The following is a 14,174-nucleotide window of genomic DNA, read 5'->3' as shown; positions in this document are numbered from 1 at the left end:
AGAGCTAAGTCCCTAGTACAATTACGACTACTAATAGCTAATATACGAACTGTGTTCTTGCCCAACCACCTATGAATAATGACTAATAGCTGTTTTCCCATGTTTTTAGTGTTCTCTAAAAACATCTTGGATACTAGATATTAATTTCAGATTAAAGTTTAAGTATGGTTTGCCGATAGCATCGGCAATTTTTTAAGAATGTCACCAACTGTAGAAATCCTAATTATTTTCCTACTCATCCTCGCCAACAGCCTGTTTGTCATGTCAGAGTTGGCTATAGTCTCAGCGCGCAAGGTTCGTTTACAACAGCTTGCAGAGCGGGGAGATCCAAAAGCTCGCGTTGCCTTTGAACTAGCCTCTTCCCCAAATCAATTTTTGGCTACAGTTCAAATCGGGATAACTCTTCTGGGTATCTTGTCTGGTGCTTTTGCCGAATCGACGATTGTCAGGAGATTAGAACCTTTATTAATTCAAATGCCCTGGCTAGCATCCTATTCTGACGCGATCGCTACCGTCATAGCTGTTTTAATTATTACTTATCTGACGCTAATTCTTGGTGAATTAGTACCAAAACGGATAGCTCTCAACAGCCCGGAACCAATTGCTTCGATTGTTGCTATTCCCATGAAATTACTAGCGACAATTACTGCACCATTAGTATATTTATTAAGTATATCAACTGATGCAGTTGTGCGAACTTTGGGTATCAGACCATCTAATGAACCACAAGTAACAGAAGAAGAAATTAGAGTCTTAATAGAGCAGGGTACAGAGGAGGGAACCTTTGAAGAAGCAGAACAAGATATGGTAGAGCGAGTATTTCGGTTTGGCGATCGCCCCGTTAGCTCGTTTATGACACCTCGCCCAGAAATTGTCTGGTTAGATTTAGAGGATTCTGTAGAAGAAAATCGGCAGAAGGTGATTGAAAGTCCCTATTCTCGGTATCCAGTTTGTCAAGGAGGGCTGGATAATGTTTTAGGTGTGATCCCGGTGACTGATTTGTTAGCCCGCAGTTTAACTGGGGAACCATTAGATTTGACGGTGGGATTGCGCTCGCCAGTATTTGTACCAGAAAGTACTCGTGGTTTGAAGGTTCTGGAATTATTCAAACAAACCGTTACTCACATGGCGCTAGTTGTTGATGAATATGGTGTGATTCAGGGATTAGTTACTCTCAACGATGTGATGATTGAAATTGTTGGTGATGTTCCTTCGGCAGAAGAGCTAGAAAATCCCCAAGCTGTACAACGAGAGGATGGTTCTTGGTTACTAGATGGGATGTTATCAGTAGAAGAGTTTTTTGAACTTTTCGATCTTGAAGAATATCTGCGAGGGCATCAAGGCAACTATCAAACACTTGGTGGTTTTGTGATTACTCATCTTGGTCGTATTCCCTCAGCAGCAGATCATTTTGAATGGCAGGGTATGCGCTTTGAAGTGATGGATATGGATGGTAATCGTGTTGATAAGGTGTTAGTAGTACCTAAGCAGAAGCAAACCTTTGATAGTAAAAAAGAAGGCTAGTTGAAATAGAGCCTCTTTTAAGATTAGATACTTCATACTACTAGTATTTTCTCCGTATATTTATGGAACAAACTACGGAGAAAATAACTTATTACATACTACTAGGGATATTGACAGCAACTAGTTAAATTAATAAATACATTAATTAATTTAAGTACAATTTCGGTTTTTGTTTTAGTAAAAAATTTTATATCTTTTGTAAGTAGTGTTGAAAAAACTATAAACCAACAACAGCAGATATTTCCATCCAAGAACTTTTGTCTGCTGTTGGGGTTGCTCTGTCTTATAGAGCAATACGTTTTTTAGATATCCCTATATCCAACGACAGGTTCAGTTACCTTCGGTAAAGCTTTTCGGTGTACACAGAAAAGCTTGTGCTGCCTATTAGCTAGTTTTCTGATGGAACAGAAACTGGCCAAATTTTGCATACCAAGGTTTCCTTCGATATCAAAATTTTGTTTGCGTTTACAAAACATACCAATTGCAGTTTGTTTGACAAATCAACACGGTGCTATGCCAACTACAGTCACTTACGAACTGAAACACGAAATTTTGCAATTGTTGCGTGAATATCAGCAATCTCAATCAGCAGCTGTTCGCAATCAACTTGTAAAACTCAATTTTGGATTGGTGAGAAAAGAAGCTCACTATTGGATGAATCAATGCCAAGAAAGCTATGAAGACTTGCTCCAAGTAGGTTGTCTAGGTTTAATTCGGGCGATTGAAAGATTTGAAATATCCAAAGGGCATGCTTTCAGTTCCTTTGCTATTCCTTACATTCGGGGTGAAATTCAACATTATCTCCGAGATAAAGGTGTAACAGTACGTATTCCCAGACGCTACTTAGCCCTACAACAGCAGGCGATCGGAGTTTCGCGTTCTCTACGGGAAAAATATAATCGCCAACCAACCGATTCAGAACTAGCAGCAGCACTAGAAATTTCTTCCCAAGAATGGCAAGAAATTAAATTAGCATGGATTAATCGCGCTCCTCTCAGCTTGGATGTACCAATACAAGATGGAGAAGAGGGATCTACCAGTTTGGGTGAACTAGTGCCAGATCACCACTACCGTAGCTTTCAGTTGGCACAAGAAGATCAAATTCGCCTGCAACAAGCTCTAGTAAAGGTAGAAAAGCGTACTCGTGAAGTTTTAGAGTTTGTTTTTTTGCACGATTTGACACAAAAACAAGTAGCAGAACAGCTAGGTATCAGTGTTGTCACTGTTTCCCGTAGAGTCAAAAAAGGACTGGACTTGCTAAAACAGTTAATGGGTGGAGCTGAAGAGTAACTATTAACCCTATCTCAAAAATAGTTTTACTGGCACACAAAGTGTAAAAAAACACTTTGACAACCGTAAAATTAGGTTATAAAGGTATAAGATTTAGCCTTTGATAAAATTTCCAGTATGTTGACTTCAATAAGCAAATATACCTGTAGCTATAGAGAAAGGTTAATGCACAAAAATTCAAAAATTTTAGCTGTAGCCATTGTGTCTTTGGCGATCGCCTCCTGTGGTTCGGAAGGAGAACAACAAGCGAATAATCCCCCACAGACAAGCAACCCACCAGTGCAAACTCAGCAGCCACAAGCGCAAAAGTTTAACAATCCAGTGGTGCCAGCCAAAGAAACTTCACTGGTTGCACAAGCAAGTCCTAACTTAATTCAACCTACAAATGCAACAGAAAGGATCAATTTCGTTTCCAAAGGACGGAGCGATCCGTTTGAGCAAATTGTTAAGCAATATCCTCAAGGACTACCAGATACAAATGCCACATTGAAGCCTGTTCCTTTATTGCCACCTCTACCAGCAGTGGTAACAGTACCAAGAACACTGCAAAAACGTAGTGCAGTCATGCCTGGCAAGATAAACTCACCAAATACCGCTAAGTTAAATACACCGAATACTAAAGTCAATCGTCGTCCCAGTTTAATTTCTGTCTTGCCTCGTGTACTACCACAGGTTATCCCCGATCAGAAACTAAAAGCTGCCTTACCTCCCGCTCCACAACCTGACTTAGCAAAAGCAGTGGTTGTTAGTGGTGTAGTCTTGCTTGGCAATCAGCCTCAAGCAATTATTAAAGTACCAAACGAACCAACGAGTCGTTACGTGCAGCCAGGGCAACGATTGGCAAATGGAGTGCTAATTAAACGTATTGAAATGAATGAAGGTTTAGAACCGATCGTTATTCTGGAACAATATGGTATAGAAGTTGCCAAAATGGTTGGAGAAGCACCTGTCGGTAGTCCAGCAGCAGGGACGACAACAGCGGTTGCCCCAAATACTGTTTTGGAAGCATCACCAGCCCAAAACCCACATCTGATCGGATCTTCGTAAATATGGAGACAAAAGAAAAAGTTGAATTTGCTAGTTTACCCTTAGCAGTCTATCGAGAGATCGCAGCTCATTTACGTCAAGTCGAAGGGGTAGAAGTAAGTTTAATTCCCCAATCTTCCCAAGAGTTTGATTATAACCAAAGTCAAATCAGTGGCTTGTGGATATCGTGTCCTTCAGATTCTAGTTCTCAAAGCCGACAAAGGATAGAACAGATTTTGGCCTATTATCGCAGTCAATACATTGTTTAATCACTTAGATATATAACTCGATATGTTTTGGGTTGAGGTCTCTCCACCCAAATTTTTTATATTGCACAATATATAAATATATACATAGCCTTAATAAACTGCATAATAAAGATGACAAGGCGACACGGAGAGGATATTTCTCCCCCTCTCCCCCTCTCCCACTCTCCCCCTCTCTCTGTCCTTCCTTCTGCCACACCAGTCGCCCCAAGTCGGGGAACCCGCTCACGGCGCTGGCTCCTCTGCCTACTGCCTTTTCAAGCCCGGTGTTTAAATTGAAACAGCATATCAAGTTATAAAATTACAATTTACTGAGGTAAACTGGCAAGCAAGATAAGGGAATAATGACAACAATGGCTTTACAGTCTGGGCGTCTATTACGATGGAAAACTGGCAATTTCTGATACAGAAACAAGGCGATCGCTCTTGGCATCTCCTGGAATCGCCAAAGCTAGAGATTTTGGAAGGTAGGTATAGAGTTGTGGCTCGATCCAACCTTACCAATACAAATGTGGAAGTGCGGATAACTCACTGCTCAACTCATAATCATGTGGAATTACCATCAAAACGACGCGTTTATAAGCGAGCCCGCCGCACTAATGCAGAAGGCTTAATGGCAGTAATTCCCTTTACCCACCTTAAGCCTGGCTTATGGGATTTGCAATGTTCGGGCGATTTAATGTCGGATTTGCTCGGTAAACCCTGGCAATATAGCGTTCAACTGCAAGTTCTTTCCCAGGTAATAGATGGGGAGACAGGGAGCAAAGGAGATGGCGAAAACTCTGCGATCGCCAAACAAATTAAAAGTAATATTGAAGATGCTATTATTGATCAGCCTGTAAGTCCCGTGTGGCTTCAAGGAGAAACAGCACAACAAATTTTACAAAATCTGATAGATTTAGCTTTACCTCCTTCAGAAACTCTTCTAGGAGATGAAAATACTGCAAATTCTTCTCTAGTGCTCCCAGAACTACCGTTGCAAGTTGTTCTGGAAGAGGAAACCTACATTGCTTGTTGGGGACAAACACTTAGCCTTAATGGGTGCGTACAACCAAAAGAAACGACAAATCTGCCAAAAATTTACGCTGGGCAGGTGCGGCTAGAATTGCGCTTACCTCATGGTTTGAAAATATTAACCCATCAGGTCATACAAAACTTAAGTGAAAAGTCACTGCCATTTTCCATTAGCTGCTCAATAGAAATTCCGGCTGAGTGCGAATCAAAACTTATTTTGGGTAACATCAGCTTACATGGCACACTGAATCATGACAGTGAAGCAACATTATTAGCTAGTCAGTCTTTTACAATTACAGCAGATATTACAGAATTATTGGCAATCAGTACCTTAGTCAAAAATAGCGAACCAGAAAACTGGCAAGAGCAAGCCAAAACACCATTTACGCCGCCTATAGATACCAAATCCTCAGAGCGATCTATTAAGCTGGGTTTAGAACTTTTCAATATAGTCAAAACTAAAAAAATCGCTCAATCACCAGTTCATCCTGCCCCCAAAATATCTCTGCCACCGCGTCTAAAGCCTCAATCATCCGAAAATTCAGGGGGTTGCCGTTCACCGCAACTACCAAACTTTTCACAACTCAATAGTCAAAGTAATAAAAATACTGCTAATATTTCTCAATCATCGATTCAATTGCAGCATTTAAAGCAAGAAGATACTCTCACTATTGTTGAGCAAGTAGCAAGAATAAATACTACTTTTCCATTTTTAAAACGGGTAAAAAGCTTGCCGGGAGAACAAAAAGATATTTGCCGTGAAGAAACAACACTGGACTTATACCTATCTGAGGAATCTGAACATCAAGACACAAACACAACGCCTGATGAAGATATAGCTCAATCAGTTACAGAGCATGGTGCAGAACACGAGGATGACTCTTTTGAAGACTCTGTTGCATTAGTTATTCCATCAAGCTCAAATTTATTGACGGTGCAAAATCCTTATGTTTCTCCCTTGATTGTGAAGTGGATGCACAACCACGGATACTCTTTATCCGAGCCTATCGACGTAGAATATGAAGACTACAATACCCACACTTCCACTCAACAAGAGCTAACACAGGAACAATTGTCACTTACTGTTAATCCGGAATTTTTACTGGAAGATAGCAATTTGTTCATAACGTCAGACTTAGAGCTAAAGCCAGAGGAAAATGAGGAACAACCCCTCACACTTTCCTTTCCTCTTCTTCCACCATCTTTTGTTGCTTCTCCCTTATATCAACTACCGCCTCTTCGTGATGCTAAGGCACCACCAGTTTGGTTAACGCAAGAAATTGTTATAGATGATACATACAACCAAGTGAAAGTTACTACACAAGTGAATGCAAAAGTCGGTTACTCTTCTTCTACTGAAGAGGAAAAAGACATTTTGCCAGATATACCAATTGCTCTGCCAATGACTAGAGGTATTACAGAGTCACTACCGACTCCGCAACTGCATTTACCCGAAGGTGAGTTGATCTGTGGAAAATCTGTAAGGGTACGCATACAAATGCCTTGTACGCATCCTGGCATTGCTGTTAAGTTATGGATAGAGGATTGCCAAATGCGTTGGTTGTTAGATGGGCCGCGTTTATTCACAAATTTACTGCCCAATTCTTTGGGAGTATTAGAAGTTATTACTCTAATCCAGGTTCCTTTTGGCTGTTTAAAAATTCGTTTTGAAGCGATCGCACTAGATTTGGCAACCAAACAAGAAAGTGACAAAGTCACTATTATGCGGACTGTGATTCCAGAAGACTTGCTAAGTTTGCAGCGAGATGAAATGCTGGATATTTAAAATGCTTGTGTAAAAAATTGTTAGGCAAAATTGTTAAACAGCTGTTTACAGAAGGTCTTACAGTGTTAAAAATCTTTAGAATTTACAAAAACAGACTGAATTTGCAGTAAGCTCATCTTGAATCGTAGTGTGATTTAACAGGAATATTTACTATGGCTGCTTCATTTTTGCCTTCTATTTTCGTTCCTTTGACTGGTCTAGTTTTTCCATTTGTAGCAATGGCGTTTTTGTTTGTATATATTGAACGCGAGGATCTTGTCTAATTTTGGATAGTGGATAGTGGTAAATAACTATCTACCACCTACTGTAAGGGCGGGTTTAAAAGATAAATTTTCGATTTTAAACTAAAGGTCATCAAAGAAACCCGCACGGCAGTCGCTATCACTGGGGCAACCCGACGCCAGATGACGCCAGTCGCTACCAACGGATACGTCGCTAGCTAACGCAACGCCTGACGGCAAACGCGCCTACAAATCGGCATTAGACGCGTAGCGGCTTCCCGCAGGGTAGACCGCGCTGACTCACCTGCGCTCGTGTTACCCTCTCAAGAGTGCTGGTTCACCACCGCACTGACTCCGCAACGCGCTGCCTCCCCTACTAATAACACTCTCAAAATAATACCGCCTATCTCATAGAGACGGGCGGTTTTTTTAATACTGATTTCTAAACCAGTGCTAAAAAATTCGAGACCGTTGTTATGCGGCTCATGCCAATGTTAAACAGATGAACCAAGTCCGGCATAGGCTCCATAGAAGAAAATGCCTACAACTGTAATTACACCTAAGCCCGCGATTGTCGCAACAACCCACAAAGGAATTCTCCCACTTTCAGACACTGTATTCTCCTCCCTAAACAAAAAAATCAACGCAGGTTAAATAAACAAAAATTAATACCAATGCTTCCAGTTAGTTAAAGAAGTAACTGGAAAACAAAATCCCCAGAACAAAAACTAATAGCAGTCCCAGGTACAAAGAAGTCCGGTTTAATTCGACCGGCTGATTATTAGGGTTGGTGTTTCTTTCCATTGTTCTCTCCTAGCGTTGAATGAACTGCATTGCGGCGATCGCGCCTAAAAAGAATACAGTAGGCACAGCTAGGGTGTGAACTGCCAGCCATCTGACGGTAAAAATTGGATATTGTACTGGTTGGTTAACGTTGCTGCCGCTAGTCATAATTTCAAACTACTTTGCAATAAATTCTTCGACTTGTTGTTTTGCATCAAAACGATTATTCACAATCGGCAATTCTTGCCGTTCTTGGGTGTAATATTCGTTCGGGCGAGGTGTGCCAAAAACATCATACGCCAAGCCTGTACTCACAAATAACCAACCTGCGATAAATAAGGCAGGAATGGTGATGCTGTGAATTACCCAATAGCGAACGCTGGTAATGATATCCGAAAACGGACGTTCTCCAGTACTACCTGACATTTAAACTCCTACCTCCGTCATCTATTGTTAATTAATTTATTATCCTACAAAGTTAAGAAAGAGTTACAAGTTGCAACTTCTTTCTCATAAATAGGGAGTTAATACCTGTGTTGTTACCTAAGCTGCTTCTGATTTGGCAGTAGGTGCAATGTTGGGTTGATATTTAAGTAAAATCCCGCGATCGCCAATCACAAATCCCTGTTCTGGTGATAAGAAAACTATTTTGTAAAAATTGGCAGGAACATTTTCAACATCACGGTCTTTTTCCCAAGTTTTACCGCCATCAGAACTCTTTAACAAATTTGCGCTGCCACCGCTAATCCAAATTTCCTCAGGTGTGCGGTATGCCAAATCAAGCAAACCCCAACTTGTAGACACCTCTGGATACTGCACTTCTAACCATTTGTCAGGGTTAGCTGGATCGCTAAATTGCACCTGTCCACCCCGCGCAAGCATCCACATTTGTCCACTTTCTGTAAAGCCCATGTTTTCCACTCGTCGGGAACTATTACGGTTGTGAGGTACCCAAGCATTTACACCTGGTTCCCAAGTCGAGTAAAAGTTACCTTTGGCAGAAACAGCAACGTATTTACCATCAGCAGAACGTTCCATATTTCGCACTACACCGACAGCTTCTTCAACTTGTGCTTTCCAGTTTTGACCCCCATCTGTAGTCTTGTAGATTGCTCCTACATCCGTAGCCATTTCAGCCGTTTTGGTTCCCAGCGCTAGAACATTAATCGGATTACCCGGTAACTTTTCACTTAAAGGAATGCGTGACCAAGAATTACCTTCATCAGTGCTATGTAGCAACAAAGAAGGTTCACCGACAATCCATCCCTCCTTGCCAGCAAAACTGACGGAGTTAAAGCGATACTTGTCGTCATCTAGTTGTAATTTGATTGGTTGCCACGTATTGCCACCGTCTTTGGTTTCCAAAAGTGTAGCGTTACTGCCTACCAAATAACCGTGTTTAGGATTTTCAGTGAAAGCAATGTCTAATAGTTTCGCTTCTGTTGGTAGAGAAATTACTTCCCAAGGATTGTAGCTTGTTGAAGGAACATTACTACAACCAACACATATTAGAGCAACAGCAAATAAGGCAAATATTCGTTGCCAGATTCCAACTTTTGAGCGCATTTTTGTATTTATTAGTTTTTTGTTAATTTGTCTAGGATTTCTTGTAGGTAGGGCATAACCCTACCTAAACTCTTAAAAGCGTGGCTTATTGCAAGCCATAAAGACTCATGAAAAATAAGAAACCAAGAGCCAAAGCACCAAAAATCAAAAGACTTTTTTGAGTTGGCGTCAAATTATTGACACCCAAGCCATAACCGAGATTTTCTTGGAAGCCAGAAGCCTTACCCGCAGGACCGATATTGGTGAAAGCGTTCTTCTTGGCACTGCAAACTGGACAGCGCCAAGTCAAGGGCAGTTCTGCAAAAGGTGTGCCTGGGAGAATGTCATTTTTTTCATCTCCCTTGTTCGGTTCATAGACGTAACCGCAGGCACGACACTCGTAGCGGTCTAAAACTGGATTTTCAACAGCTTGGTCGCTCATAGCCGTAGCATGGGTGAGGGTCAAAGCTTAAACTTACGTTAAAAATTATGACATAACTGTTAGGTTTTTCTATCACTGACAAAAAGGAATCAAATTACCTCTGGTCTGTTTTCCAAATTTCAGAATAGTCAAATCGATATAATGTAAAAGAAGGTAACAGAGTTATTTGCACTATACAGCGGTAGATATTCATTGTGTTTGTCCTTAGCGGTTACGAGTACCTTCTAGGCTTCTTAATTATCTGTAGCCTAGTGCCTGCCTTAGCTCTATCTGCGTCCAAGCTCCTGCGGCCTAGCGGTCGCAACCCAGAACGGCGCACTACTTACGAATCCGGCATGGAACCTATTGGCGGAGCCTGGATTCAATTCAATATCCGCTACTACATGTTCGCCCTAGTATTCGTCGTATTTGATGTGGAGACAGTGTTCTTATATCCTTGGGCAGTTGCTTTCCACCGTCTGGGCTTATTGGCATTTATTGAAGCACTAATTTTTATTGCAATTCTTGTAGTTGCCCTAGTTTATGCATGGCGTAAAGGAGCATTGGAATGGTCTTAGATGCTAATTTAACAGCGAAAGATGTGGAACAACAGCAAAAAGAGCGCATTCTCAGCCCAATCGGGCGTCCGACAGTTACTCAAGAGTTGTCAGAAAATGTCATTTTGACAACAGTTGATGATCTCTACAACTGGGCGCGACTTTCTAGTCTTTGGCCTTTACTGTTTGGTACTGCTTGCTGCTTCATTGAGTTTGCGGCTTTGATTGGTTCTCGATTTGACTTTGACCGCTTCGGACTAATTCCCCGTTCTAGCCCTCGGCAAGCTGATTTGATTATTACGGCAGGTACAATCACGATGAAGATGGCTCCTCAACTGGTGCGTCTTTATGAACAAATGCCTGAGCCAAAGTACGTGATTGCAATGGGGGCTTGTACAATTACTGGTGGGATGTTCAGCGTAGATTCCCCTACAGCAGTGCGTGGGGTTGATAAATTGATTCCAGTAGATGTATACTTACCTGGTTGTCCGCCACGTCCAGAAGCAATTATTGATGCAATTATCAAGTTGCGTAAAAAAATAGCTAATGATTCAATGCAAGAGCGTGGTGTAATTAAACAAACCCATCGCTACTACAGTACTACTCATAACATGAAGTCAGTACCCCAAGTTCACACTGGTAAATATTTGCTCTCTGATACTCGCGTTACACCACCGAAGGAATTAACAGAAGCAATAGGTTTACCTGTACCTCCTGCTCTGTTGACTGCGAAGAAGGAGGAGACAAATCGTGGCTGAAGAATCAAAACCAGTACCAGCAGAGGAACAATCCTTAGTCCAAGCAGGTAAAACTTCTCAGTGGTTGACAGAAAATGGTTTTGCCAATGAGGCTTTAGCACCTGATGCAAATGGGGTAGAGATAATTAAGGTAGAACCTGATTTTTTGTTACCAATTTGTACTGCCCTTTATGCTTACGGGTTTAATTATCTCCAGTGCCAATGTGGGATTGATTTAGGGCCTGGACAAGATTTGGTCAGTATGTATCACTTGGTCAAAGTCAGTGATAATGTTGACAAACCAGAAGAAGTCCGTATTAAAGTTTTCTTACCCAGAGAAAATCCCACAGTGCCTTCAGTTTACTGGATCTGGAAGACGGCTGATTGGCAAGAGCGCGAATCCTACGATATGTTCGGGATAATTTATGAGGGACACCCGGATTTGAAGCGTATTTTAATGCCAGAAGATTGGGTTGGTTGGCCTTTGCGTAAGGATTACGTGTCACCTGACTTTTATGAGTTGCAGGACGCTTATTAGAGCGTACAGCATTTTACTCTCCTGCCCCTCTTTTGTTCAGAGATCAAAGAGGGGTAATTATTTGGGCTTAGGTTAACTAAAAGACAGGCTAATTTAATTTTTTGCTAAAGCTTGATAAGTTTGATTATTTGTTAGCGTCTTTTGAAAAATATGTAGTGATTCGTAAATTTTCTATCTGTGAAACAAAAATAATCTTTGCATAATGCAGAACAATTTAGTTAAAGACAGCTCAAATCAAGACTACAAGATTATTGTTAGAGGTCATTGTAGCTGACCAATTCTACTTAGATTAATCTCACACTCCTAACTCACGCAGTGTAGCTTCTACCCTAGTTACACTGTCATACTTACCCTGCTGCTCGTACAAATCGCGTGCTTTTCTAAAAATAGCGATCGCTTCTTTTGCTTTACCCTGCTTTTTCAACATTGTTCCCCGCAATTCAAAAACTTGAGGATTTTTAGGGGCAAGCTTCACCGCTTCCTCGTATGCCCACTGAGCACTTTTGTAGTCTCCAAGCCGCAGCAGAATAGTTGCTAATCCTACATAAGCATTAACGTTACTACGATTCATTTGGATTGCCCGACGATAAGCTTCTTTGGCTCTGGCATTATCTCCTAAATTGCCACTAACGTAGCCAAGAGCATATTGATAATCACTATTGTTGGGATTGAGAGCAGTAGCACGACGGTAAGCGTTTAAAGCTGCCGAATAATTTCCCTGCAATGCATATAAATAACCAATGCCAGAATAAATAGAGGCATTTTTTGGCTCTAATTCTGCTGCTTGCTGATAAATTGCGATCGCACGATTATAATCGCCAGCTTGCACCAAATTACGCCCTTCTTGCAAAAGTTCCTTTACTTGTGGGCTACTTTGGTTTTGTGCAAGCAACATTTGAGCTTGAGCCGGCAAAGATATTGTTACAGCAATGCTTCCTACCAAGAAAATTTTAATTAAGAGTAGTGTTTGTCTGTACACAGCAAAATACCCTGGTCTTTATGCAATATTTATAAAGTTCCGTGATTGCTTGTCCATTAAAACAAAAATCTTCAGCTTTGCAAACTCTATTAATTAACTTTATACCAAAGATTTATAGCAGTATCAGATTAATTAACTGCGGTCAATACTAACACATTGAGTTTTTTTTGATACTTTTCCTGAATCCATTATCAAGAATGACCTACAGAAATTATTTGATCTACTGACTAGTAGATTAGATGGCAGAGGACTCACGGTAGAGACATATATCGTTAAGATGTTGCGCTAGGCGATTACTTATAGAATTCGCTACGTGCTTACTGTCGGTACGGCGTATCTGTTGGGAGGTAAAAGACTGTTTCTATATACTGTCTAAAAATTAATATTTAAAATTTCAGTTATACCTGCTTAATTATCTTCAATACACAATCTAAAATTATAATTTTTAAGTTAAGTATAATTATAAACTTGAAAGCAAGATAATTATGGCTAAAAATTCCCCATCAAAGGTACTGATGCTAGAGTTTGAGACAATATATATTTAACACTACGTCTTTTAACCTAGTATTCTAGAACAGTAAATTTAATTTAAGTTAAACAAAGCTTGTAGATATAACTTATAGCTTATCAAATAAATCAGACAGAAACAGTGTTTTGCAAAAATATGTAACACATTCATTGTTATTATTTAACTATTTAATTCTCACTTCCTAACTTCTACATCTTAGGTAGGTCTATATAAGTTAACTGAGTAATAACACTAATGCTGACAAAAACTATATTTTATTTCTCTTGTATATATGAATTCTAAATTAACATTAGTTAATAGTTGGGTTTTAAGGGTAATCTATGATTTTAACTACGACTGATGTGATTCAAGGTGTTATTGTTGATTCATACTTAGGTATTGTGACAGCAGAAGTCGTTTATGGTAGCAATTTCCTACGAGATTTTTTTGCTAGCTTGAGAGATATTATTGGGGGACGTACTGGCAGCTACGAGCGCCTATTTGAAGAAGGCCAAAGGAAAGCACTAACAGAATTAGAGCAACGAGCACTTCGTTTAGGTGCAGATGCTGTTATTGGTATTGAAATTGACACTGGCACAATCAACGTTGATCAATCGGGTGTTCTGTTGTTAATTACTGCGACAGGAACTGCTGTAAAGATACGTTAAGCAGTTAAGATTGATTTAGTATTAATACCAGTTTTTTTAGTTAGCCAAAAATAATTAAACTTAACTATACATAAGATTGGTATTAGTACTTTTTTTGAGCTTTAGCCTTAGAGGTTTTAAAGAACAGCTTACTAATAATCAAGCTCATACTTATCAAAAATCATTTTTGTTTTATACATATTGCTATCAAATAGCTTAATAATGTCAGGCAATTTTTATACTGATTTTGATAAACTGTATAATTATCTAAGCTTTACTTTTTGTAATATTTCATAAGCTCTAGTAGTTCTTGATGACGTGGATATTGCATT

Annotated in this window: 17 protein-coding genes; 10 read left to right on the top strand and 7 right to left on the bottom strand. The window is 40.1% G+C overall.

Annotation, left to right across the window (positions count from 1 at the left end; translation table 11 throughout):
- The first annotated feature begins 198 nt into the window (after nucleotides 1-198).
- The 6 genes from U2718_RS33495 to psaI all read left to right on the top strand — a co-directional run bounded on the left by U2718_RS33495 (nucleotide 199) and on the right by psaI (nucleotide 7,169).
- The gene (locus U2718_RS33495; RefSeq protein WP_341993719.1) at nucleotides 199-1,524 is read left to right on the top strand and encodes a hemolysin family protein; all 1,326 of its coding nucleotides are present in this window, start codon (nucleotides 199-201) and stop codon (nucleotides 1,522-1,524) included.
- Nucleotides 1,525-2,037: 513 nt separating this feature from the next.
- Entirely contained in the window at nucleotides 2,038-2,814 is a 777-nt protein-coding gene (locus U2718_RS33490; RefSeq protein WP_341993718.1) for an RNA polymerase sigma factor SigF, read from the top strand.
- Between the two features lie 165 nt (nucleotides 2,815-2,979).
- On the top strand, nucleotides 2,980-3,861 hold the full coding sequence (locus U2718_RS33485; RefSeq protein ID WP_341993717.1) for a hypothetical protein: 882 nt from the start codon (nucleotides 2,980-2,982) through the stop codon (nucleotides 3,859-3,861).
- Nucleotides 3,862-3,863: 2 nt separating this feature from the next.
- Nucleotides 3,864-4,109, top strand: coding sequence for a hypothetical protein (locus tag U2718_RS33480; RefSeq protein WP_341993716.1), 246 nt, complete (start codon nucleotides 3,864-3,866; stop codon nucleotides 4,107-4,109).
- Between the two features lie 379 nt (nucleotides 4,110-4,488).
- Nucleotides 4,489-6,906: a hypothetical protein gene (locus tag U2718_RS33475; RefSeq protein WP_341993715.1), complete on the top strand. Its 2,418-nt coding sequence runs from the start codon at nucleotides 4,489-4,491 to the stop codon at nucleotides 6,904-6,906.
- Nucleotides 6,907-7,058: 152 nt separating this feature from the next.
- Entirely contained in the window at nucleotides 7,059-7,169 is a 111-nt protein-coding gene (psaI, locus tag U2718_RS33470; protein WP_016876452.1) for a photosystem I reaction center subunit VIII, read from the top strand.
- A 452-nt stretch (nucleotides 7,170-7,621) separates the two neighbouring features.
- Here the strand turns inward: psaI and U2718_RS33465 are convergent, their stop codons facing one another.
- The 6 genes from U2718_RS33465 to U2718_RS33440 all read right to left on the bottom strand — a co-directional run bounded on the left by U2718_RS33465 (nucleotide 7,622) and on the right by U2718_RS33440 (nucleotide 9,897).
- Nucleotides 7,622-7,741 (bottom strand): photosystem II reaction center protein J, encoded by a 120-nt coding sequence (locus U2718_RS33465; protein ID WP_341993714.1) that lies wholly within the window; start codon nucleotides 7,739-7,741, stop codon nucleotides 7,622-7,624.
- Between the two features lie 70 nt (nucleotides 7,742-7,811).
- A complete protein-coding gene (locus tag U2718_RS33460; protein ID WP_071588463.1) occupies nucleotides 7,812-7,931 on the bottom strand; it encodes a photosystem II reaction center protein L in 120 nt (39 codons plus the stop codon).
- Nucleotides 7,932-7,940: 9 nt separating this feature from the next.
- On the bottom strand, nucleotides 7,941-8,078 hold the full coding sequence (gene psbF / locus U2718_RS33455) for a cytochrome b559 subunit beta (RefSeq protein WP_016876451.1): 138 nt from the start codon (nucleotides 8,076-8,078) through the stop codon (nucleotides 7,941-7,943).
- Between the two features lie 9 nt (nucleotides 8,079-8,087).
- Nucleotides 8,088-8,336: a cytochrome b559 subunit alpha gene (gene psbE, locus U2718_RS33450; protein ID WP_016876450.1), complete on the bottom strand. Its 249-nt coding sequence runs from the start codon at nucleotides 8,334-8,336 to the stop codon at nucleotides 8,088-8,090.
- 117 nt (nucleotides 8,337-8,453) lie between these two features.
- Nucleotides 8,454-9,476 carry a photosynthesis system II assembly factor Ycf48 gene (locus U2718_RS33445; protein ID WP_341993713.1) on the bottom strand — a complete coding sequence of 341 codons (1,023 nt, stop codon included), beginning with the start codon at nucleotides 9,474-9,476 and terminating at the stop codon, nucleotides 8,454-8,456.
- Nucleotides 9,477-9,561: 85 nt separating this feature from the next.
- Entirely contained in the window at nucleotides 9,562-9,897 is a 336-nt protein-coding gene (locus U2718_RS33440) for a rubredoxin (protein ID WP_341993712.1), read from the bottom strand.
- Nucleotides 9,898-10,091: 194 nt separating this feature from the next.
- Here U2718_RS33440 and ndhC point away from each other — a divergent pair, with 194 nt between their 5' ends.
- From ndhC to U2718_RS33425, 3 genes are read left to right on the top strand one after another with little or no spacing between them, the layout of a single operon-like run.
- A complete protein-coding gene (gene ndhC, locus U2718_RS33435) occupies nucleotides 10,092-10,454 on the top strand; it encodes a photosynthetic/respiratory NAD(P)H-quinone oxidoreductase subunit C (RefSeq protein WP_026087586.1) in 363 nt (120 codons plus the stop codon).
- Complete coding sequence (locus U2718_RS33430) at nucleotides 10,445-11,191, top strand: NADH dehydrogenase subunit K (RefSeq protein WP_341993711.1); 747 nt, start codon at nucleotides 10,445-10,447, stop codon at nucleotides 11,189-11,191. Before ndhC ends, U2718_RS33430 begins: the two co-directional genes overlap by 10 nt.
- Complete coding sequence (locus U2718_RS33425; RefSeq protein WP_341993710.1) at nucleotides 11,184-11,708, top strand: NAD(P)H-quinone oxidoreductase subunit J; 525 nt, start codon at nucleotides 11,184-11,186, stop codon at nucleotides 11,706-11,708. Before U2718_RS33430 ends, U2718_RS33425 begins: the two co-directional genes overlap by 8 nt.
- 295 nt (nucleotides 11,709-12,003) lie before the next feature.
- Here the strand turns inward: U2718_RS33425 and U2718_RS33420 are convergent, their stop codons facing one another.
- On the bottom strand, nucleotides 12,004-12,627 hold the full coding sequence (locus U2718_RS33420; RefSeq protein ID WP_341993775.1) for a tetratricopeptide repeat protein: 624 nt from the start codon (nucleotides 12,625-12,627) through the stop codon (nucleotides 12,004-12,006).
- Between the two features lie 909 nt (nucleotides 12,628-13,536).
- Between U2718_RS33420 and U2718_RS33415 the strand changes: the two genes are divergently transcribed.
- Entirely contained in the window at nucleotides 13,537-13,863 is a 327-nt protein-coding gene (locus U2718_RS33415) for a YbjQ family protein (protein ID WP_341993709.1), read from the top strand.
- Nucleotides 13,864-14,174: the final 311 nt, after the last annotated feature.

The organism is Chlorogloeopsis sp. ULAP02 (genome assembly GCF_038404745.2).
Classification (GTDB): domain Bacteria; phylum Cyanobacteriota; class Cyanobacteriia; order Cyanobacteriales; family Nostocaceae; genus Chlorogloeopsis.
Note: the sequence above shows the minus strand (reverse complement) of the source record. Positions and strands in the feature narration are given on the sequence as shown.